Origin of the sequence: Lutibacter sp. B1, from assembly GCF_012524075.1 — a bacterium.
GTDB lineage: Bacteria > Bacteroidota > Bacteroidia > Flavobacteriales > Flavobacteriaceae > Lutibacter.
Map to the genome: position 1 here is coordinate 16,085 of NZ_JAAZUI010000007.1, position 13,107 is coordinate 29,191.

Below are 13,107 nucleotides of genomic sequence, written 5' to 3' on the forward strand. Positions count from 1 at the left end.
TTAACAGTAATAGCCCAACTGTTCAAAATTAATTACACAAAATTTCGTTGTATATTTGCTTTACATAAAACGATGACAAAAAAAACTAAAAATAAAAGGAAGTTCAAACAAAAATTAACCAATAAATATCGATTGGTAGTTTTAAATGAAGATACTTTTGAAGAAAAATTAACATTTAAACTTAATCGTTTAAATGTTTTTATTTTTGGGAGTTTATTTTCAATGTTACTAATAGTTGGTACTATATTTTTAATTGCATTTACACCACTTAAAGAATATATTCCAGGTTATTCATCTACCAAATTAAAAAAAGAGGCCACACAATTAGTTTATAAAGTAGACTCTTTAGAGCAAGTTTTAGAAGTTAATAATGTGTATATTCAAAAAGTAAAAGAATTATTAACCGGTAAAGTTTCTGAAGTTTTGTTTGATAAAGACTCAGTTTTACAAACCATTCAATTTGATAAGGACAGTGTAAATTTAGATCCGTCGGATATTGATTTGGAATTTAGGCAAGAAGTTGAAAGTGCAGACAGATACAGTATTTTTAATGAAGCTACCAAAAAAGCCGAAATTGTATTTTTTGCACCTGTTGTTGGTACCTTAACCGATGGTTATAACCCTAAAACAAAACATTTTGCTGTTGATATTGCTGTAGAAATGGGTACGCCCGTAAAATCTGTAGCTGACGGAACAGTAATTTTTGCACAATGGACTGCCGATACCGGGCATGTTATAATTGTAGAACATTCAGGTGGATTTATTTCAATATACAAGCATAACACGGCATTACATAAAGAGCAGGGGGATTTAGTAAAATCCGGCGAGGTAATTGCATCTGCGGGAAACACGGGAGAATTAAGTACAGGACCACATTTGCATTTTGAATTATGGAATGAAGGATATCCTGTAAATCCGGTTAATTATATAGATTTTGAGTAGTAATGAATATTAAATCAATTTTAGCAAAACCTTTTGCAAAGTTTGTAGTTTCAAAAATTTACAAAAAAAGTACCAATGCTGTAGAAGTTCAGCATAAAGTATTTAAAAAACTGATTTCACAAGCTCAAAATACTGCTTTTGGAAAAGATCATAATTTCAGTAAAATTAATAATTACAATGATTTTAAAAGTCAGGTACCAATTAGAGATTATGAAACTCTAAAACCTTATGTTGAAAAAGTTGTTGCAGGAGAATCGGATATTTTATGGAAAGGAAAGCCGTTGTATTTAGCAAAAACATCAGGCACTACTTCAGGTGTAAAATATATTCCTTTAACTAGAGAATCTATGCCAACACATATAGAAGCGGCACGAAATGCTTTATTAGCCTATATAGATGAAACTCAGAAATCTGAATTTTTGGGAGGAAAAATGATTTTTTTACAAGGAAGTCCGGAGTTGAGTGAAAAAAATGGTATTAAAATAGGGCGTCTTTCGGGTATATCAGCTCATTTTGTACCACAGTATTTACTTAAAAATAGGTTGCCTAGTTGGGAAACCAACTGTATTGAAGATTGGGAAACTAAAATTGAAGCAATTGTTGATGAAACAGTTAATGAAGATATGACTTTAATTAGCGGAATTCCATCGTGGGTACAAATGTATTTTGAACGTTTGGTAGAACGTACCGGTAAAAAAGTGGGTGATATTTTCCCAAATTTTAATCTGTTTGTATATGGTGGAGTAAATTTTGAACCTTATAGAAATAAATTTGAAGATTTAATAGGAAGAAAAGTAGATTCTATTGAAATGTACCCGGCTTCAGAAGGATTTATTGCGTACCAAGATTCTCAAACTGAAAAAGGAATGCTTCTTTTAATTGATAACGGAATGTTTTATGAATTTATCCCTGCTGATGAATTTTATAATGAAAATCCTACTCGAATTTCTTTAGCCGATGTAAAAACAGGTGTTAATTATGTAATTATTTTAACTACAAATGCGGGTCTTTGGGCGTATAATATTGGAGATACAGTTGAATTTTTGTCGTTAAACCCACCAAGAATTATTGTAACAGGTCGTATAAAGCATTTTATTTCTGCGTTTGGCGAACATGTTATTGGCAAAGAAGTAGAATCAGCAATAAATGAAAATACAATTGATACAAATATTAGGGTTAGTGAGTTTACAGTAGCGCCTCAAATTACTCCAAAAGAAGGACTTCCATATCATGAGTGGTTTGTTGAATTTGAAAACAAGCCGGATGATTTAAAAGATTTTGCTTTAAAAGTTGATGAATCTTTACAGCAACAGAACAGTTATTATTTTGATTTAATTACCGGTAAAATATTGCAACCTTTAAAAATTAGAGTGGTTGAAAAAGGTGGTTTTAATAAATATATGAAATCTGTAGGTAAATTAGGCGGACAAAATAAAGTACCAAGATTATCTAATGATAGAAAAATTGCTGATGATCTTTTAAAATTTACTGAAAGTTAAAAAAATGAAAGTTGTATCTGTAAATATTGGTGAAAGAAAATCAATAAACTGGAAAGGGAAAATTGTTGAAACAGGCATTTTTAAAAATCCTGTAAATCAACCAATTTTTTTAGGCATGGAAGATGTTGAAAAAGATATTGTAGTTGACAGGAGATATCATGGCGGAATTGAAAAAGCCGTATATGCTTATTCAGAAAATCATTATAGTTATTGGAAAAAATTATATCCTCAATTAAATTGGCAATATGGTATGTTTGGTGAAAATCTTACCATTTCTAATTTAGATGAAACCGAAATATATGTAGGTAGTATTTATAAATTAGGTGAAGCAACAATAGAAGTTACAAAACCAAGAGAGCCTTGTTATAAATTAGGAATAAAATTCGGAACTCAAAAGGTTGTTAAACAATTTTGGAACTCAACAAAAAGTGGTGTTTATTTTAAAGTTTTAAAAACCGGAAATGTAGAAGTGGGAGACGAGTTAAAGTTGGTTTGTGTTACCGAAAAGCCTCTTTCAATTGCTGATGTTTATGAGACTAAGAAGGATAAATTGTAGTTTTTTGTCATTCCTGCGAAGGCAGGAATCTAAGTGTTGATTTAGTTTAAGATTCCTGCCTTCGCAGGAATGACACTTAAAGAGAATACTTAAAAAAATAGAATAAAAAAGGGTTCGCAGACACTATCCAAAATTTTGTGTAAATAGCTAAGACGGGTTTAACTCAAAAATTAGAGTTTGACCCTTTTTTCAAATATAGTTAAAAATTGATTTAGAATCAATCCCCAATTATGTATTGGCTGCGTCCATTTTTTAGAACTCTGCATTAGTGATAAATAAACTGACTTTTTTAGTGCATCATCTGTAGGGAATGCCATTTTGTTTTTGGTGTATTTTCTGATTTTTCCATTAAGGTTTTCAATAAGGTTTGTGGTATAAATAATTTTTCTGATTTCTAAAGGAAAGTCAAAAAAGACAGTAAGTTCCTCCCAATTGTTTTGCCAAGACTGTATGGCATAAGGATACTTATCGTTCCATTTTTCAGCAAAACGCTTCAGTTCCTGAGCTGCCATGTCTTTAGTAGTGGCATTATAGATGTTTTTCATATCAGCAGTAAAGACTTTTTTGTCTTTCCACACCACATATCTTGCAGAGTTTCTGATTTGATGTACCACGCATATTTGTGTATCAGCCATTGGGAAAACATTCTTTATAGACTGTGTAAAACCATTAAGATTGTCAGTAACTGTAATCAAAATATCATCTACACCTCTGGCTTTTAAATCCGTTAATACACCTTGCCAAAAAGAAGCCGATTCATTCTGCCCCAGCCACATGCCTAAAAGTTCTTTATAGCCTTCTCTATTAAGCCCTACTGCAAGATATATGGTTTTATTTATCACTTTTCCGGCTTGTCTGACTTTAAAGACAATACCATCCATCCACACTACACAATAAACCGGTTCTAAAGGTCTGTTTTGCCAATCTAATACGCGCTGGTTGACTTTATCAGTGATAATAGATATGGCTGATGTAGAGAGTTTATAACCATATATCTGATGGAGTTCCTGTTCAATATCAGATACGCTCATGCCTTTTGCATATAGGGATATAATCATATTTTCTACAGGTGTAGCTGTACTTTGATGTTTAGGTACTACAATGGGATCAAAGCTGCCATCTCTGTCTCTTGGTACGTTAATTTCTGATTTGCCAAAGGTAGTTTTAATCTGTTTTGTTGTTGTGCCATTACGAGCATTAAGATTATCACTTTTTTGGTGTTTTGGATAACCCAAATGAGCTTCCAATTCCCCATGAAGCAATGCTTCCAATGCTGTTGCATGAAGTTCGTGTAAGAGTTTACCTAACTCTTCCTGAGTCTTTATACCGTCTAAAAGACCACTTTCTAAAAATTGTTTTTGCAATTGTTTGTCCATAATAAAAACTGTGTTTATAAAATTATTAAAAAATTTAAGGCGGGTTTTAAAACCCGCCTTAAATTCTATTTACACAGTTTTTTGGATACTACCGGTTCGCAATTGCGAACCCCTCTTTTTTAAATAAAGTTTGGTTTATTTTTTAGATAGTAAATCTCTAATTTCAACTAATAAATCTTCTTGTGAAGGACCTTTTGGAGCTTCTGGAGCCGGTTCTTCTTTCTTTTTCATTTTGTTTACAGCTTTCACAATCATAAACATTACAAACGCAACAATAATAAAATCAATAACATTAGTTAAAAAATCTCCGTAAAGAACAGCTACTTCACCGGTAATTTTACCAGCCTCATCAGCAACACCTTCATTTATAACATATTTTAGGTCTTTAAAGTCAGCATTAAAGATTAATCCTATTAATGGAGAAACAATTCCTCCTGTAAATGAAGTTACTACTTCTTTAAAAGCGGCACCCATTACAAAACCAACCGCAATGTCAATAAGGTTACCCTTCATTGCAAAGTCTTTAAATTCTTTTAGCATTCCCATTTTTTTATTGTTTTAGTTAATTAATAGGTGCTAAAGTAATGAAAAAAAAATAATTTTTTTAACATTTTTTTAAGACTCTTTTCACTCGTTGTGAAATTGCTGTAAGTAATTCGTAAGATATAGTGTTGATAGATTTTGCTAAACTTTCAATATGTTCTTGATTTTTGTAAATAATAACTTCATCACCTTCATTACAATTGATATCAGTTACATTCACCATAATCATATCCATACATACATTTCCAATAATTGGTGCTTTTTGGTTATGAATATAAATATAACCAACACCTTTACCTAATTGTCTTGAAATACCATCGGCATGCCCAACAGGAATTGTAGCTGTTTTAATAATTGATGAAGCTTTAAAAGCTCTGTTATAACCAACGCTTTCGCCTTTTTCAATAGTATGTATTTGTGAAATAACAGATTTTAAAGTTATAGCATTTTTAAGTTTATTGGTTTCTTTTTCATCATTCCCAAAACCGTACAATCCAATACCTAATCTAACCATATCAAATTGAGCTTCTTGGGCGTAATTAATAATTCCGGAAGTATTAAGCATGTGTTTAAAAGGCGTGTAATTTAGTTGAGAAATAAATTCTTCAGCTATTAATTTAAATGAATTTATTTGGTGTAAAGTAAATTCTTTTTCGTTTAAGTCTTCACTTGCTGCAATATGTGAAAAAATTGATCTCACTTCAACTTCATTTTGATCTTTTAGTAAAGAAGAAAGTTGATTTATATCTTTATAAGTAAACCCAAGCCTGTTTAATCCGGTATTAAATTTTATATGAGCAGGATAATTTTGTAATGAGTTTTTTTTAGCAATCTCAATAAATGCGGTTAATAAATTAACAGAGTAAATATTAGGTTCTAAATTGTATTTTATAATCTTTTCAAGATTTACTTTTTGAGGATGTAATACCAATATTGGAGTTTTAATTCCTACATTTCGTAAAGCAATTCCTTCATCTAAATAAGCTACCGCAAAATAATCAACTTTCGATTCTAAGAATTTTGCTATTTCAGTAGCGTCGCTTCCGTAGCCAAACGCCTTAACAACGGCTAATAATTTTGTGTTTTGGTGAAGTTTAGATTTAAAATAGTTAAAATTATATTCAATGGAATTTAAATCTATTTCTAGTACAGTAACATGATTATTTTCCATTCTTATTTTGTTCAGCTTTTTTGATTTCTTCTTCCTTTATAGCCTTATAATATGCTGCGCGACTTAAAGGTTCGTATTCTTGTGTTTCACCTAGTAAAACCAGTTCGTTACCGGCAGCTTTTCTGTGACTGTAATGCGCTAAATTTCCTGTTTTTGTACAAACAGCATGCACTTTAGTTACGTATTCAGCAGTAGCCATAAGAGCCGGCATTGGCCCAAAAGGATTTCCTTTAAAATCCATATCCAAACCGGCAACAATTACCCTAACACCTCTGTTAGCCAAGTCATTACAAACAGCAACAATTTCATCATCAAAAAACTGAGCTTCATCAATACCAACTACATCAACATCATTTGCTAAAATTCTAATATTTGCAGATGAAGGTACCGGAGTTGATCTTATTTCGTTAGCATCGTGTGAAACTACTTTTTCTTCGTCATATCTAACATCAATAGCCGGTTTAAAAATTTCTACTTTTTGTTTTGCAAATTTAGCTCGTTTGAGTCTGCGAATAAGCTCTTCCGTTTTACCGGAAAACATGGATCCGCAAATAACTTCAATCCAGCCAAATTGTTCGGTATGATTTACTGTATTTTCAAGAAACATTTTGTAATTTCACGCTTGAAAGGTTATTGTAATTTTTTTGTTATTAAAAATAATGCAATAAAAATATAGTTATATTTTTAACATTGATTTGTAATGGATTTTTTACAGATAAAATCTGTTTTAAAATCAAAAACAAATTTATTAAAAATAACACACTAAAAATCATTTAATACATCAACTTATGCACAAAAAAATTGAAGCCGAATTGGTGAGCCTGGCACACAGTATTTTAGAAATGAAAAATTCTGATGATATTAATGAATTGCAAAAAAAAGCACGTAAAATTTATGAAAAATTGTCGGTGTTAAAATTTGTTGATAAGCATATGAATGCAACTTCTGTTATTTCAGAAGAAAAAGAAGAACTTCATAAAGTTGATAATTCAGAAATTAATTATGTTGAAGAAGAACATATTGAAGTAAAGGAGATTGTTGAAAAAAGTGAAAAAAAGGAAATTATTTCAGAAGAAAAAATAGAAGAAATTTTTGAGCAAAAAAGCAGTATGGTTAAAGATGATATAGAAGAAATACCGTCACTTAAAATTTCATTGGAAGATGAGTTTAAAGATGCAATTTCTGCCGATGTTGCAACACAACTTTTTGAAAATACAACCAAACAAAATCCTGTAATAGATACTAAAATAGAAAACAAAAAAAGATCGTTAAACGATATTTTAAAAAATAATTTACAGGTTGGCTTAAATGATAGAATTGCTTTTGTGAAACACTTATTTGATGGAAGTCAAGAGGATTTTAACCGTGTTTTATCTCAATTAAATTCTTTTAAAACAGAAAAAGAAGCCAAAAATTTTCTTACAAAGTTTGTAAAACCTGATTATGATTGGAGCGAAAAAGAAGAATACGAAAAGCGTTTGATTGCTTTAATTGAACGTAAATTTTTATAAATAAAACCTAATATAAAACAACAAAAAATGAATTCAAAACAATACAATCAACTTTTTGATGAGGTTATAAAGCAATACCATGTTGTAGACAATGTTGATCAACCTTTTAAAAATCCTTACGAAAAAACAACATTTGAACATTTATTATACAGAAAAAGTTGGATAGATACCGTGCAATGGCATTATGAAGATATTATAAGATTACCGGATATTAATCCTACAGAAGCACTTGTTTTAAAACGAAAGATTGATGCTTCTAACCAAGATCGAACCGATATGGTTGAGTATATCGACAGTTATTTTTTAAATAAATATAAAAATGTGACTGTAAAAAAAGGCGCCAAAATTAATTCGGAAACTCCTGCTTGGGCTATTGATCGACTTTCAATTTTAGCTCTAAAAATTTATCACATGAGAGAAGAAGCTACCAGAGAGTCGGCTTCAACAGAACATAGAGCTAAATGTCAACAGAAATTAGACGTACTGTTAGAACAACGCATTGACCTATCTACTGCAATAGACGATTTGTTAAATGATATTGCAACAGGTGAAAAGTATATGAAAGTGTACAAACAAATGAAAATGTATAATGATGAGGACACCAACCCAATGTTATACGCAAAAAAATAATTACTATTTAGGTGCAATTTTAAAAAGAACGATATGAATTACATTGAAGTTGAATCTCAAGAAGATTTAATACAAGTAATTAAGGATACAGAAATAATTACATACAAAGCATTTCAAAACTTAGATTTTTCTAATTTAGATGGTTTAGTTAAAAAAAGAACGTTTAAAAAATGTTTGTTTTTAGGTTGTAAATTACCCAAAAAGGTAAAAGCAAAAATTAAAAACAGTTTAATATTTCCTTCAATTGATGTTCCTTTTAATTCATTCATAAATTGTTTATACACAAAAGAAACGCTTTTTAATAATTACGAGTTAGGAAATCCGGCCAGTTATGAAAATACGTTAGATAAAATAGTATACAATCATTACATTAAAAACGGAAAAGAAGCTACCGATATAAAAGAAACTTTAGCAAGGCGACTTCACGATCATTCAATTACCGATGCTTTGTATGATTTTTTAAATGATTATGATGAAAAGAAAATTGTAGCTATTATGGGTGGCCATAATCTTTCTAGAAATGAAGATGGTTTTTATGAAATTGCCAAAATAAGTAAAACATTAACTGAGCAAGGTTATTTAATGATTTCAGGTGGAGGTCCCGGAGCCATGGAAGCTACACATTTGGGTGCCTGGTTTGCCGATAAAGAAGAAACTGATTTGAAAAAGGCAGTTGAGATTCTTGCAGAAGCACCTGTTTATACCAGTGAATATTGGGTTGATAAAGCTTTTGAAGTGCTGTCAAAATATCCTGCTTCTAACTATAAAAGTTTGGGAATACCTACTTGGTTATACGGGCATGAACCTCCAACACCTTTTGCTACGCACATTGCAAAATATTTCGCAAACAGTGTTAGAGAAGATGGTCTTTTAGCTATTGCAAAAGGTGGTGTAATTTATACTCCGGGCAGTGCAGGAACCATTCAAGAAATTTTTCAGGATGCTACTCAAAATCATTATTTAAGTTTTGGTTTTGCCAGTCCAATGGTGTTTTTTAACAGTAATTACTGGAATAAAGAAAGGCCGGTATATCCGCTTCTAAAAAGTTTGGCTGATGAAGGTAAATATCAAAACATGATTTTATCATTATGTGATACAAGTGAAGAAGTAGTTGATGAGATAAAAAAATTTACAGAGTAAAATTTGTAAAACAGTTACAAAAAAGGTCTTTAATCGTCTTTAGTTAAAGATATTTATTATGAGAAAATATATTATTATTCTAGGAATTGGTATATTACTAACTTCTTGCGCAACCCATTCAAATTTTTATTCATTTTATAAAGAAAATAAAAAAGAAGCCGATTTTTCTTTTGGTGCTTCTGCTTTTATAGCGAATGCATTTATCCCAAAAGAAGACTTGGGAGCATATAAAAAATTATTACGAAAATTTAGGTATTACCGTTTGATGGTTTTTGCTGAAAATGATAAAATTGATGCTGAATTTGATGATTTTGTTAAGGAAAATAAGTACTCATCACTTATAACAGTTTCAGAAAATGGAGATAAAGTGAATTTATATCTTCTAAAAGAAGGAGATTTAATTAAAGAAATACTTATGAAAGTGAAAAGTGAAGGCGATTATGTTTTGATTGATGGAAAAACTAAGCTTTTGGAAAGTGAATTGTATGAAATTCTCGAAAATTCAGAAATAGAAGTTGTAGGGATATAAAAATTTAAAATAAAAAAGCCGTTTGCATTAGCAAACGGCTTTTTTTATGATAATAAAAATAAGTTATTCTTTGCTTTTACTTTTAGCGAAAGTGTAAGTTAAACCAAAATTAATTCCAAATGATGAGTAAGGAACTCTTTCAGCTAGTTTTTTAGCTGGGTAAGGAGCATCACCGTTACTAGCAATAGTAGCATTATCTAAAGTATCAACATATTTAGTTTTTTTCACATACCCATCAGGTAAATTATCCATTGTATAAAGTCCTGCAACAGCAACTGTGCCATCAGGTAACATTACGTCAGTATTAAATTCACTTAATTCAGAGTCATCTCTTTTTACACTAATTCCCATATATTCTGCCTCAATAAATAAGCCAAAATTATCATTAAAATCGTATTTATAACCTAAAGCACCTACAAAACCTAGTGGTAATTTACCATGAAAATCAGCTTTGTAATTTGTTTGTGTATAAGATCCTTCAGGTAAACTTAAGGCTTGAGATATTGTAATACCATTAGCTTCATCATACATATAATTTTTGTCAGATACTACAGCTTCAGTTTTACCGCCTACTTTAATTAAAGCACCAAATCTACCATAAATTTTATTGGTAAATTTATAAACTAATGAAGGAGAGAAACCAAAAGCACGTGCTCTTGCTTTAGCGTCAGTAATTCTGTAGTTAGGGATGTTAACTTTTGTAACAGTTTGGTCATCTCCATGTAAATATGCAATACCTAAATCAACACCAAAAGTTTCATTAAAGTAGTAACCACCTCTAACTTGGAAGTTTATTCCTTCTCCGTAACTTCCATAAGCGTTTTTAGTTTTTGTTGCAGTTATTTCTTCACCAAATTTAGTTTTAGCACTTCCTGTAGCATATCCTGTACTACCTGACACATAAAATTGTGCACTAGCACTTGTTGCTACTAACATAGCAAATAGTAATAAAAAATAGTTTTTCATAATTATTAAAGGGTTTTTTAATTTTCGTGACAATATATTAACTTTATTTTAAACTTTTATTAAAATTTAATTCACAATTTAATAACTTAATGTAAATCAGATATTTATTAAAAAGAAATTATTTTTTTTTGAGTATTTCCAACATAAATTCCTTTTTCATTAATAATTACCGGGCGCTTCAAAAATGTATATTCATCTAACAGTAGTTGACGATAATCTTTTTCTGTCAACTTCTGACTTTTTAAGTCCATTTGCTTGTATTTTTTGGCTCTTTTACTAAATAAAACCTCATAGTTTTTGGTAAAAGCATACAACTCATCTAACTGCTTAACGGTTATAGGTTCTGATTTTATTTCTTGTAAAACATAACCGGTTGTATCCATTTCTTTTAAAATCCTTCTGCAAGTATCACAAGTTTTTAGGTAATATATTTTTTTCATGATTTTTAAATTATAATAAAGATTAATTAATGTGTTTTTAAGTTAAATTTGAATATTTTTAACAAAAATACAAGTATAATGCAAAAACATTTCGACACATTAAAACAATCCAGAAAATTAATTTTAACCATAGTTGAAAACCTTTCAATAGAGCAATTAAATAAAATACCACAAAATTTTAAAAATAATATAGTGTGGAATATAGCACATTTAGTTGTAACACAACAGTTACTTTGTTACAAACTATCCGGGTTAAATTGTTTAATTTCTGACACTTTGATTGCTGGTTTCCAAAAAGGGACAGCTCCTACATATACTGTAGAGAAAGATGAGTTTGAAATCATTAAACAATTGTTTCTTGAATTACCTGAAAAACTTGAACAAGACTACAATAACGCGGTTTTTAAAAATTATAACGAATATACTACCAGCGTTAATGTTACCTTACAAAATATTGATGATGCCATTATTTTTAATACCTACCATGAAGGAATTCATTTAGGCGTTATTCTTCAGCTTTTAAAATTTATTTAATATGAGCTTATATGTAGTCGCTTCAATTTTAATTGTTATATCAGCTTTATTTGGGTATATAAATGTTCGTTTTTTAAAATTACCAACTACTATTGGATTAATGGTGATAACACTGGTTTTTACATTAATTGTATTAGCAGTAAGTTCATTTGATAACACATTATTAGAACATGAAAAATTATTAATTGCTCAAATAGATTTTAAAACTGTTCTGCTCGATGTAATGTTGAGTTTTTTACTGTTTGCTGGTGCTTTACATACCAATTTTCAGCAGTTAAAAATACAGCGAAAACCTATTTTAACATTCGCAACCTTTGGTACGTTAACCTCAACTTTTTTAGTAGGAGTTTTTGTGTATTACGTGTTAAAATTAGTGGATTTAGATGTAGATTTTATTTATTGTTTACTATTTGGGGCTTTAATTTCTCCAACCGATCCAATTGCTGTTTTAGGAATTTTAAAACAAGCAAAAGCGCCTAAAAAATTGGAAACCAAAATTGTAGGAGAGTCATTGTTTAATGACGGAGTAGGAGTAGTCGTATTTTTAACCATTTATCAAATTGCTAAAGGAGGTAGTGATATTACTTTTGGACATGTTGCCGAAATGTTTTTGGTTGAAGTAGGTGGAGGTATTTTACTAGGTATTTTATTAGGATGGATTACTTATAGATTGTTAAAATCTATTGATGATTATGATGTAGAGGTTATTATTACAATTGCAACAGTTATGGGAGGAACAGTTTTGGCACAGCATTTTCATTTATCGGCTCCATTAGCTATGGTAACTGCAGGTTTAATTGTTGGTAATGATACCGTTAGAGAAAGTACTATGAGCGAAGTAACCGAGCAATATGTTGATAAATTTTGGGAATTGGTAGACATCCTTTTAAATACCGTATTATTTGTAATGATAGGTATGGAAATGTTAGTTTTAACATTTGATAATCAGTATATTTTAGCCGGTTTATTATGTATTCCTGTATTGTTATTAGCTCGTTATTTATCGTTAATGCTACCTATTAAGTTCTTTGCCAAAAAACTGGATTTTGTACCAAATACCAATTTAATTATGACTTGGGGAGGTTTGCGAGGAGGAATTTCGATTGCATTAGCATTAAGTTTAACACAAAATATGGAGCGTGATTTATTTTTGGTAATTACCTATATAGTGGTAGTGTTCTCAATTATAGTACAAGGATTAACAGTTGGTAATTTAATTAAAAAACTTAGTAAAGAATAAGTACATTTGCGACTTAAATTATTTTGAAAA

At 30.1% G+C, this 13,107-nt stretch carries 15 protein-coding genes; 9 read left to right on the plus strand and 6 right to left on the minus strand.

Annotated elements, in window-relative coordinates:
• Positions 1-72: 72 nt before the first annotated feature.
• From HGB55_RS05485 to HGB55_RS05495, 3 genes are read left to right on the plus strand one after another with little or no spacing between them, the layout of a single operon-like run.
• Entirely contained in the window at positions 73-942 is an 870-nt protein-coding gene (locus HGB55_RS05485) for a M23 family metallopeptidase (RefSeq protein WP_168815443.1), read from the plus strand.
• A gap of 2 nt (positions 943-944) precedes the next feature.
• Positions 945-2,441, plus strand: a complete 1,497-nt coding sequence (locus HGB55_RS05490; RefSeq protein WP_168815445.1) for a GH3 auxin-responsive promoter family protein — start codon at positions 945-947, stop codon at positions 2,439-2,441.
• A 4-nt stretch (positions 2,442-2,445) separates the two neighbouring features.
• The gene (locus tag HGB55_RS05495; RefSeq protein WP_168815447.1) at positions 2,446-2,997 is read left to right on the plus strand and encodes an MOSC domain-containing protein; all 552 of its coding nucleotides are present in this window, start codon (positions 2,446-2,448) and stop codon (positions 2,995-2,997) included.
• Between the two features lie 170 nt (positions 2,998-3,167).
• Here the strand turns inward: HGB55_RS05495 and HGB55_RS05500 are convergent, their stop codons facing one another.
• The 4 genes from HGB55_RS05500 to HGB55_RS05515 all read right to left on the minus strand — a co-directional run bounded on the left by HGB55_RS05500 (position 3,168) and on the right by HGB55_RS05515 (position 6,694).
• Positions 3,168-4,373 (minus strand): IS256 family transposase, encoded by a 1,206-nt coding sequence (locus HGB55_RS05500; RefSeq protein WP_168815449.1) that lies wholly within the window; start codon positions 4,371-4,373, stop codon positions 3,168-3,170.
• Positions 4,374-4,508: 135 nt separating this feature from the next.
• Entirely contained in the window at positions 4,509-4,913 is a 405-nt protein-coding gene (gene mscL / locus HGB55_RS05505) for a large-conductance mechanosensitive channel protein MscL (protein ID WP_211047353.1), read from the minus strand.
• Positions 4,914-4,977: 64 nt separating this feature from the next.
• A complete protein-coding gene (gene alr, locus HGB55_RS05510) occupies positions 4,978-6,087 on the minus strand; it encodes an alanine racemase (RefSeq protein WP_168815454.1) in 1,110 nt (369 codons plus the stop codon).
• Positions 6,077-6,694, minus strand: a complete 618-nt coding sequence (locus tag HGB55_RS05515) for a thymidine kinase (protein WP_168815456.1) — start codon at positions 6,692-6,694, stop codon at positions 6,077-6,079. Before HGB55_RS05515 ends, alr begins: the two co-directional genes overlap by 11 nt.
• Before the next feature lie 181 nt (positions 6,695-6,875).
• Between HGB55_RS05515 and HGB55_RS05520 the strand changes: the two genes are divergently transcribed.
• Genes HGB55_RS05520 through HGB55_RS05535 form a run of 4 tightly spaced genes read left to right on the plus strand, consistent with a single transcriptional unit; the run spans position 6,876 to position 9,897 of the window.
• Positions 6,876-7,598: a hypothetical protein gene (locus HGB55_RS05520; RefSeq protein ID WP_168815457.1), complete on the plus strand. Its 723-nt coding sequence runs from the start codon at positions 6,876-6,878 to the stop codon at positions 7,596-7,598.
• Between the two features lie 27 nt (positions 7,599-7,625).
• Entirely contained in the window at positions 7,626-8,228 is a 603-nt protein-coding gene (locus tag HGB55_RS05525; RefSeq protein ID WP_168815459.1) for a DUF4254 domain-containing protein, read from the plus strand.
• Between the two features lie 33 nt (positions 8,229-8,261).
• Complete coding sequence (locus HGB55_RS05530; RefSeq protein WP_168815461.1) at positions 8,262-9,368, plus strand: LOG family protein; 1,107 nt, start codon at positions 8,262-8,264, stop codon at positions 9,366-9,368.
• A gap of 58 nt (positions 9,369-9,426) precedes the next feature.
• Positions 9,427-9,897 carry a DUF4252 domain-containing protein gene (locus tag HGB55_RS05535; protein ID WP_168815463.1) on the plus strand — a complete coding sequence of 157 codons (471 nt, stop codon included), beginning with the start codon at positions 9,427-9,429 and terminating at the stop codon, positions 9,895-9,897.
• A 63-nt stretch (positions 9,898-9,960) separates the two neighbouring features.
• On the opposite strand, the gene HGB55_RS05540 is transcribed toward HGB55_RS05535, so the two are convergent.
• Entirely contained in the window at positions 9,961-10,863 is a 903-nt protein-coding gene (locus HGB55_RS05540) for an outer membrane beta-barrel protein (protein ID WP_168815465.1), read from the minus strand.
• A 107-nt stretch (positions 10,864-10,970) separates the two neighbouring features.
• Complete coding sequence (locus HGB55_RS05545; RefSeq protein ID WP_168815467.1) at positions 10,971-11,303, minus strand: arsenate reductase family protein; 333 nt, start codon at positions 11,301-11,303, stop codon at positions 10,971-10,973.
• A 78-nt stretch (positions 11,304-11,381) separates the two neighbouring features.
• On the opposite strand from HGB55_RS05545, the gene HGB55_RS05550 reads away from it, so the two are divergent.
• Both HGB55_RS05550 and HGB55_RS05555 read left to right on the plus strand, forming a co-directional pair.
• Positions 11,382-11,837 (plus strand): DinB family protein, encoded by a 456-nt coding sequence (locus HGB55_RS05550; protein WP_168815469.1) that lies wholly within the window; start codon positions 11,382-11,384, stop codon positions 11,835-11,837.
• 1 nt (position 11,838) lies between these two features.
• Positions 11,839-13,077 (plus strand): sodium:proton antiporter, encoded by a 1,239-nt coding sequence (locus tag HGB55_RS05555; RefSeq protein ID WP_168815471.1) that lies wholly within the window; start codon positions 11,839-11,841, stop codon positions 13,075-13,077.
• Positions 13,078-13,107 lie beyond the last annotated feature (30 nt).

Coding starts and splice junctions, on each gene's coding strand:
- HGB55_RS05485 (WP_168815443.1), top strand. CDS start 73: ATGACAAAAAAAACTAAAAATAAAAGGAAGTTCAAACAAAAATTAACC.
- HGB55_RS05490 (WP_168815445.1), top strand. CDS start 945: ATGAATATTAAATCAATTTTAGCAAAACCTTTTGCAAAGTTTGTAGTT.
- HGB55_RS05495 (WP_168815447.1), top strand. CDS start 2,446: ATGAAAGTTGTATCTGTAAATATTGGTGAAAGAAAATCAATAAACTGG.
- HGB55_RS05500 (WP_168815449.1), bottom strand. CDS start 4,373: ATGGACAAACAATTGCAAAAACAATTTTTAGAAAGTGGTCTTTTAGAC.
- mscL (WP_211047353.1), bottom strand. CDS start 4,913: ATGCTAAAAGAATTTAAAGACTTTGCAATGAAGGGTAACCTTATTGAC.
- alr (WP_168815454.1), bottom strand. CDS start 6,087: ATGGAAAATAATCATGTTACTGTACTAGAAATAGATTTAAATTCCATT.
- HGB55_RS05515 (WP_168815456.1), bottom strand. CDS start 6,694: ATGTTTCTTGAAAATACAGTAAATCATACCGAACAATTTGGCTGGATT.
- HGB55_RS05520 (WP_168815457.1), top strand. CDS start 6,876: ATGCACAAAAAAATTGAAGCCGAATTGGTGAGCCTGGCACACAGTATT.
- HGB55_RS05525 (WP_168815459.1), top strand. CDS start 7,626: ATGAATTCAAAACAATACAATCAACTTTTTGATGAGGTTATAAAGCAA.
- HGB55_RS05530 (WP_168815461.1), top strand. CDS start 8,262: ATGAATTACATTGAAGTTGAATCTCAAGAAGATTTAATACAAGTAATT.
- HGB55_RS05535 (WP_168815463.1), top strand. CDS start 9,427: ATGAGAAAATATATTATTATTCTAGGAATTGGTATATTACTAACTTCT.
- HGB55_RS05540 (WP_168815465.1), bottom strand. CDS start 10,863: ATGAAAAACTATTTTTTATTACTATTTGCTATGTTAGTAGCAACAAGT.
- HGB55_RS05545 (WP_168815467.1), bottom strand. CDS start 11,303: ATGAAAAAAATATATTACCTAAAAACTTGTGATACTTGCAGAAGGATT.
- HGB55_RS05550 (WP_168815469.1), top strand. CDS start 11,382: ATGCAAAAACATTTCGACACATTAAAACAATCCAGAAAATTAATTTTA.
- HGB55_RS05555 (WP_168815471.1), top strand. CDS start 11,839: ATGAGCTTATATGTAGTCGCTTCAATTTTAATTGTTATATCAGCTTTA.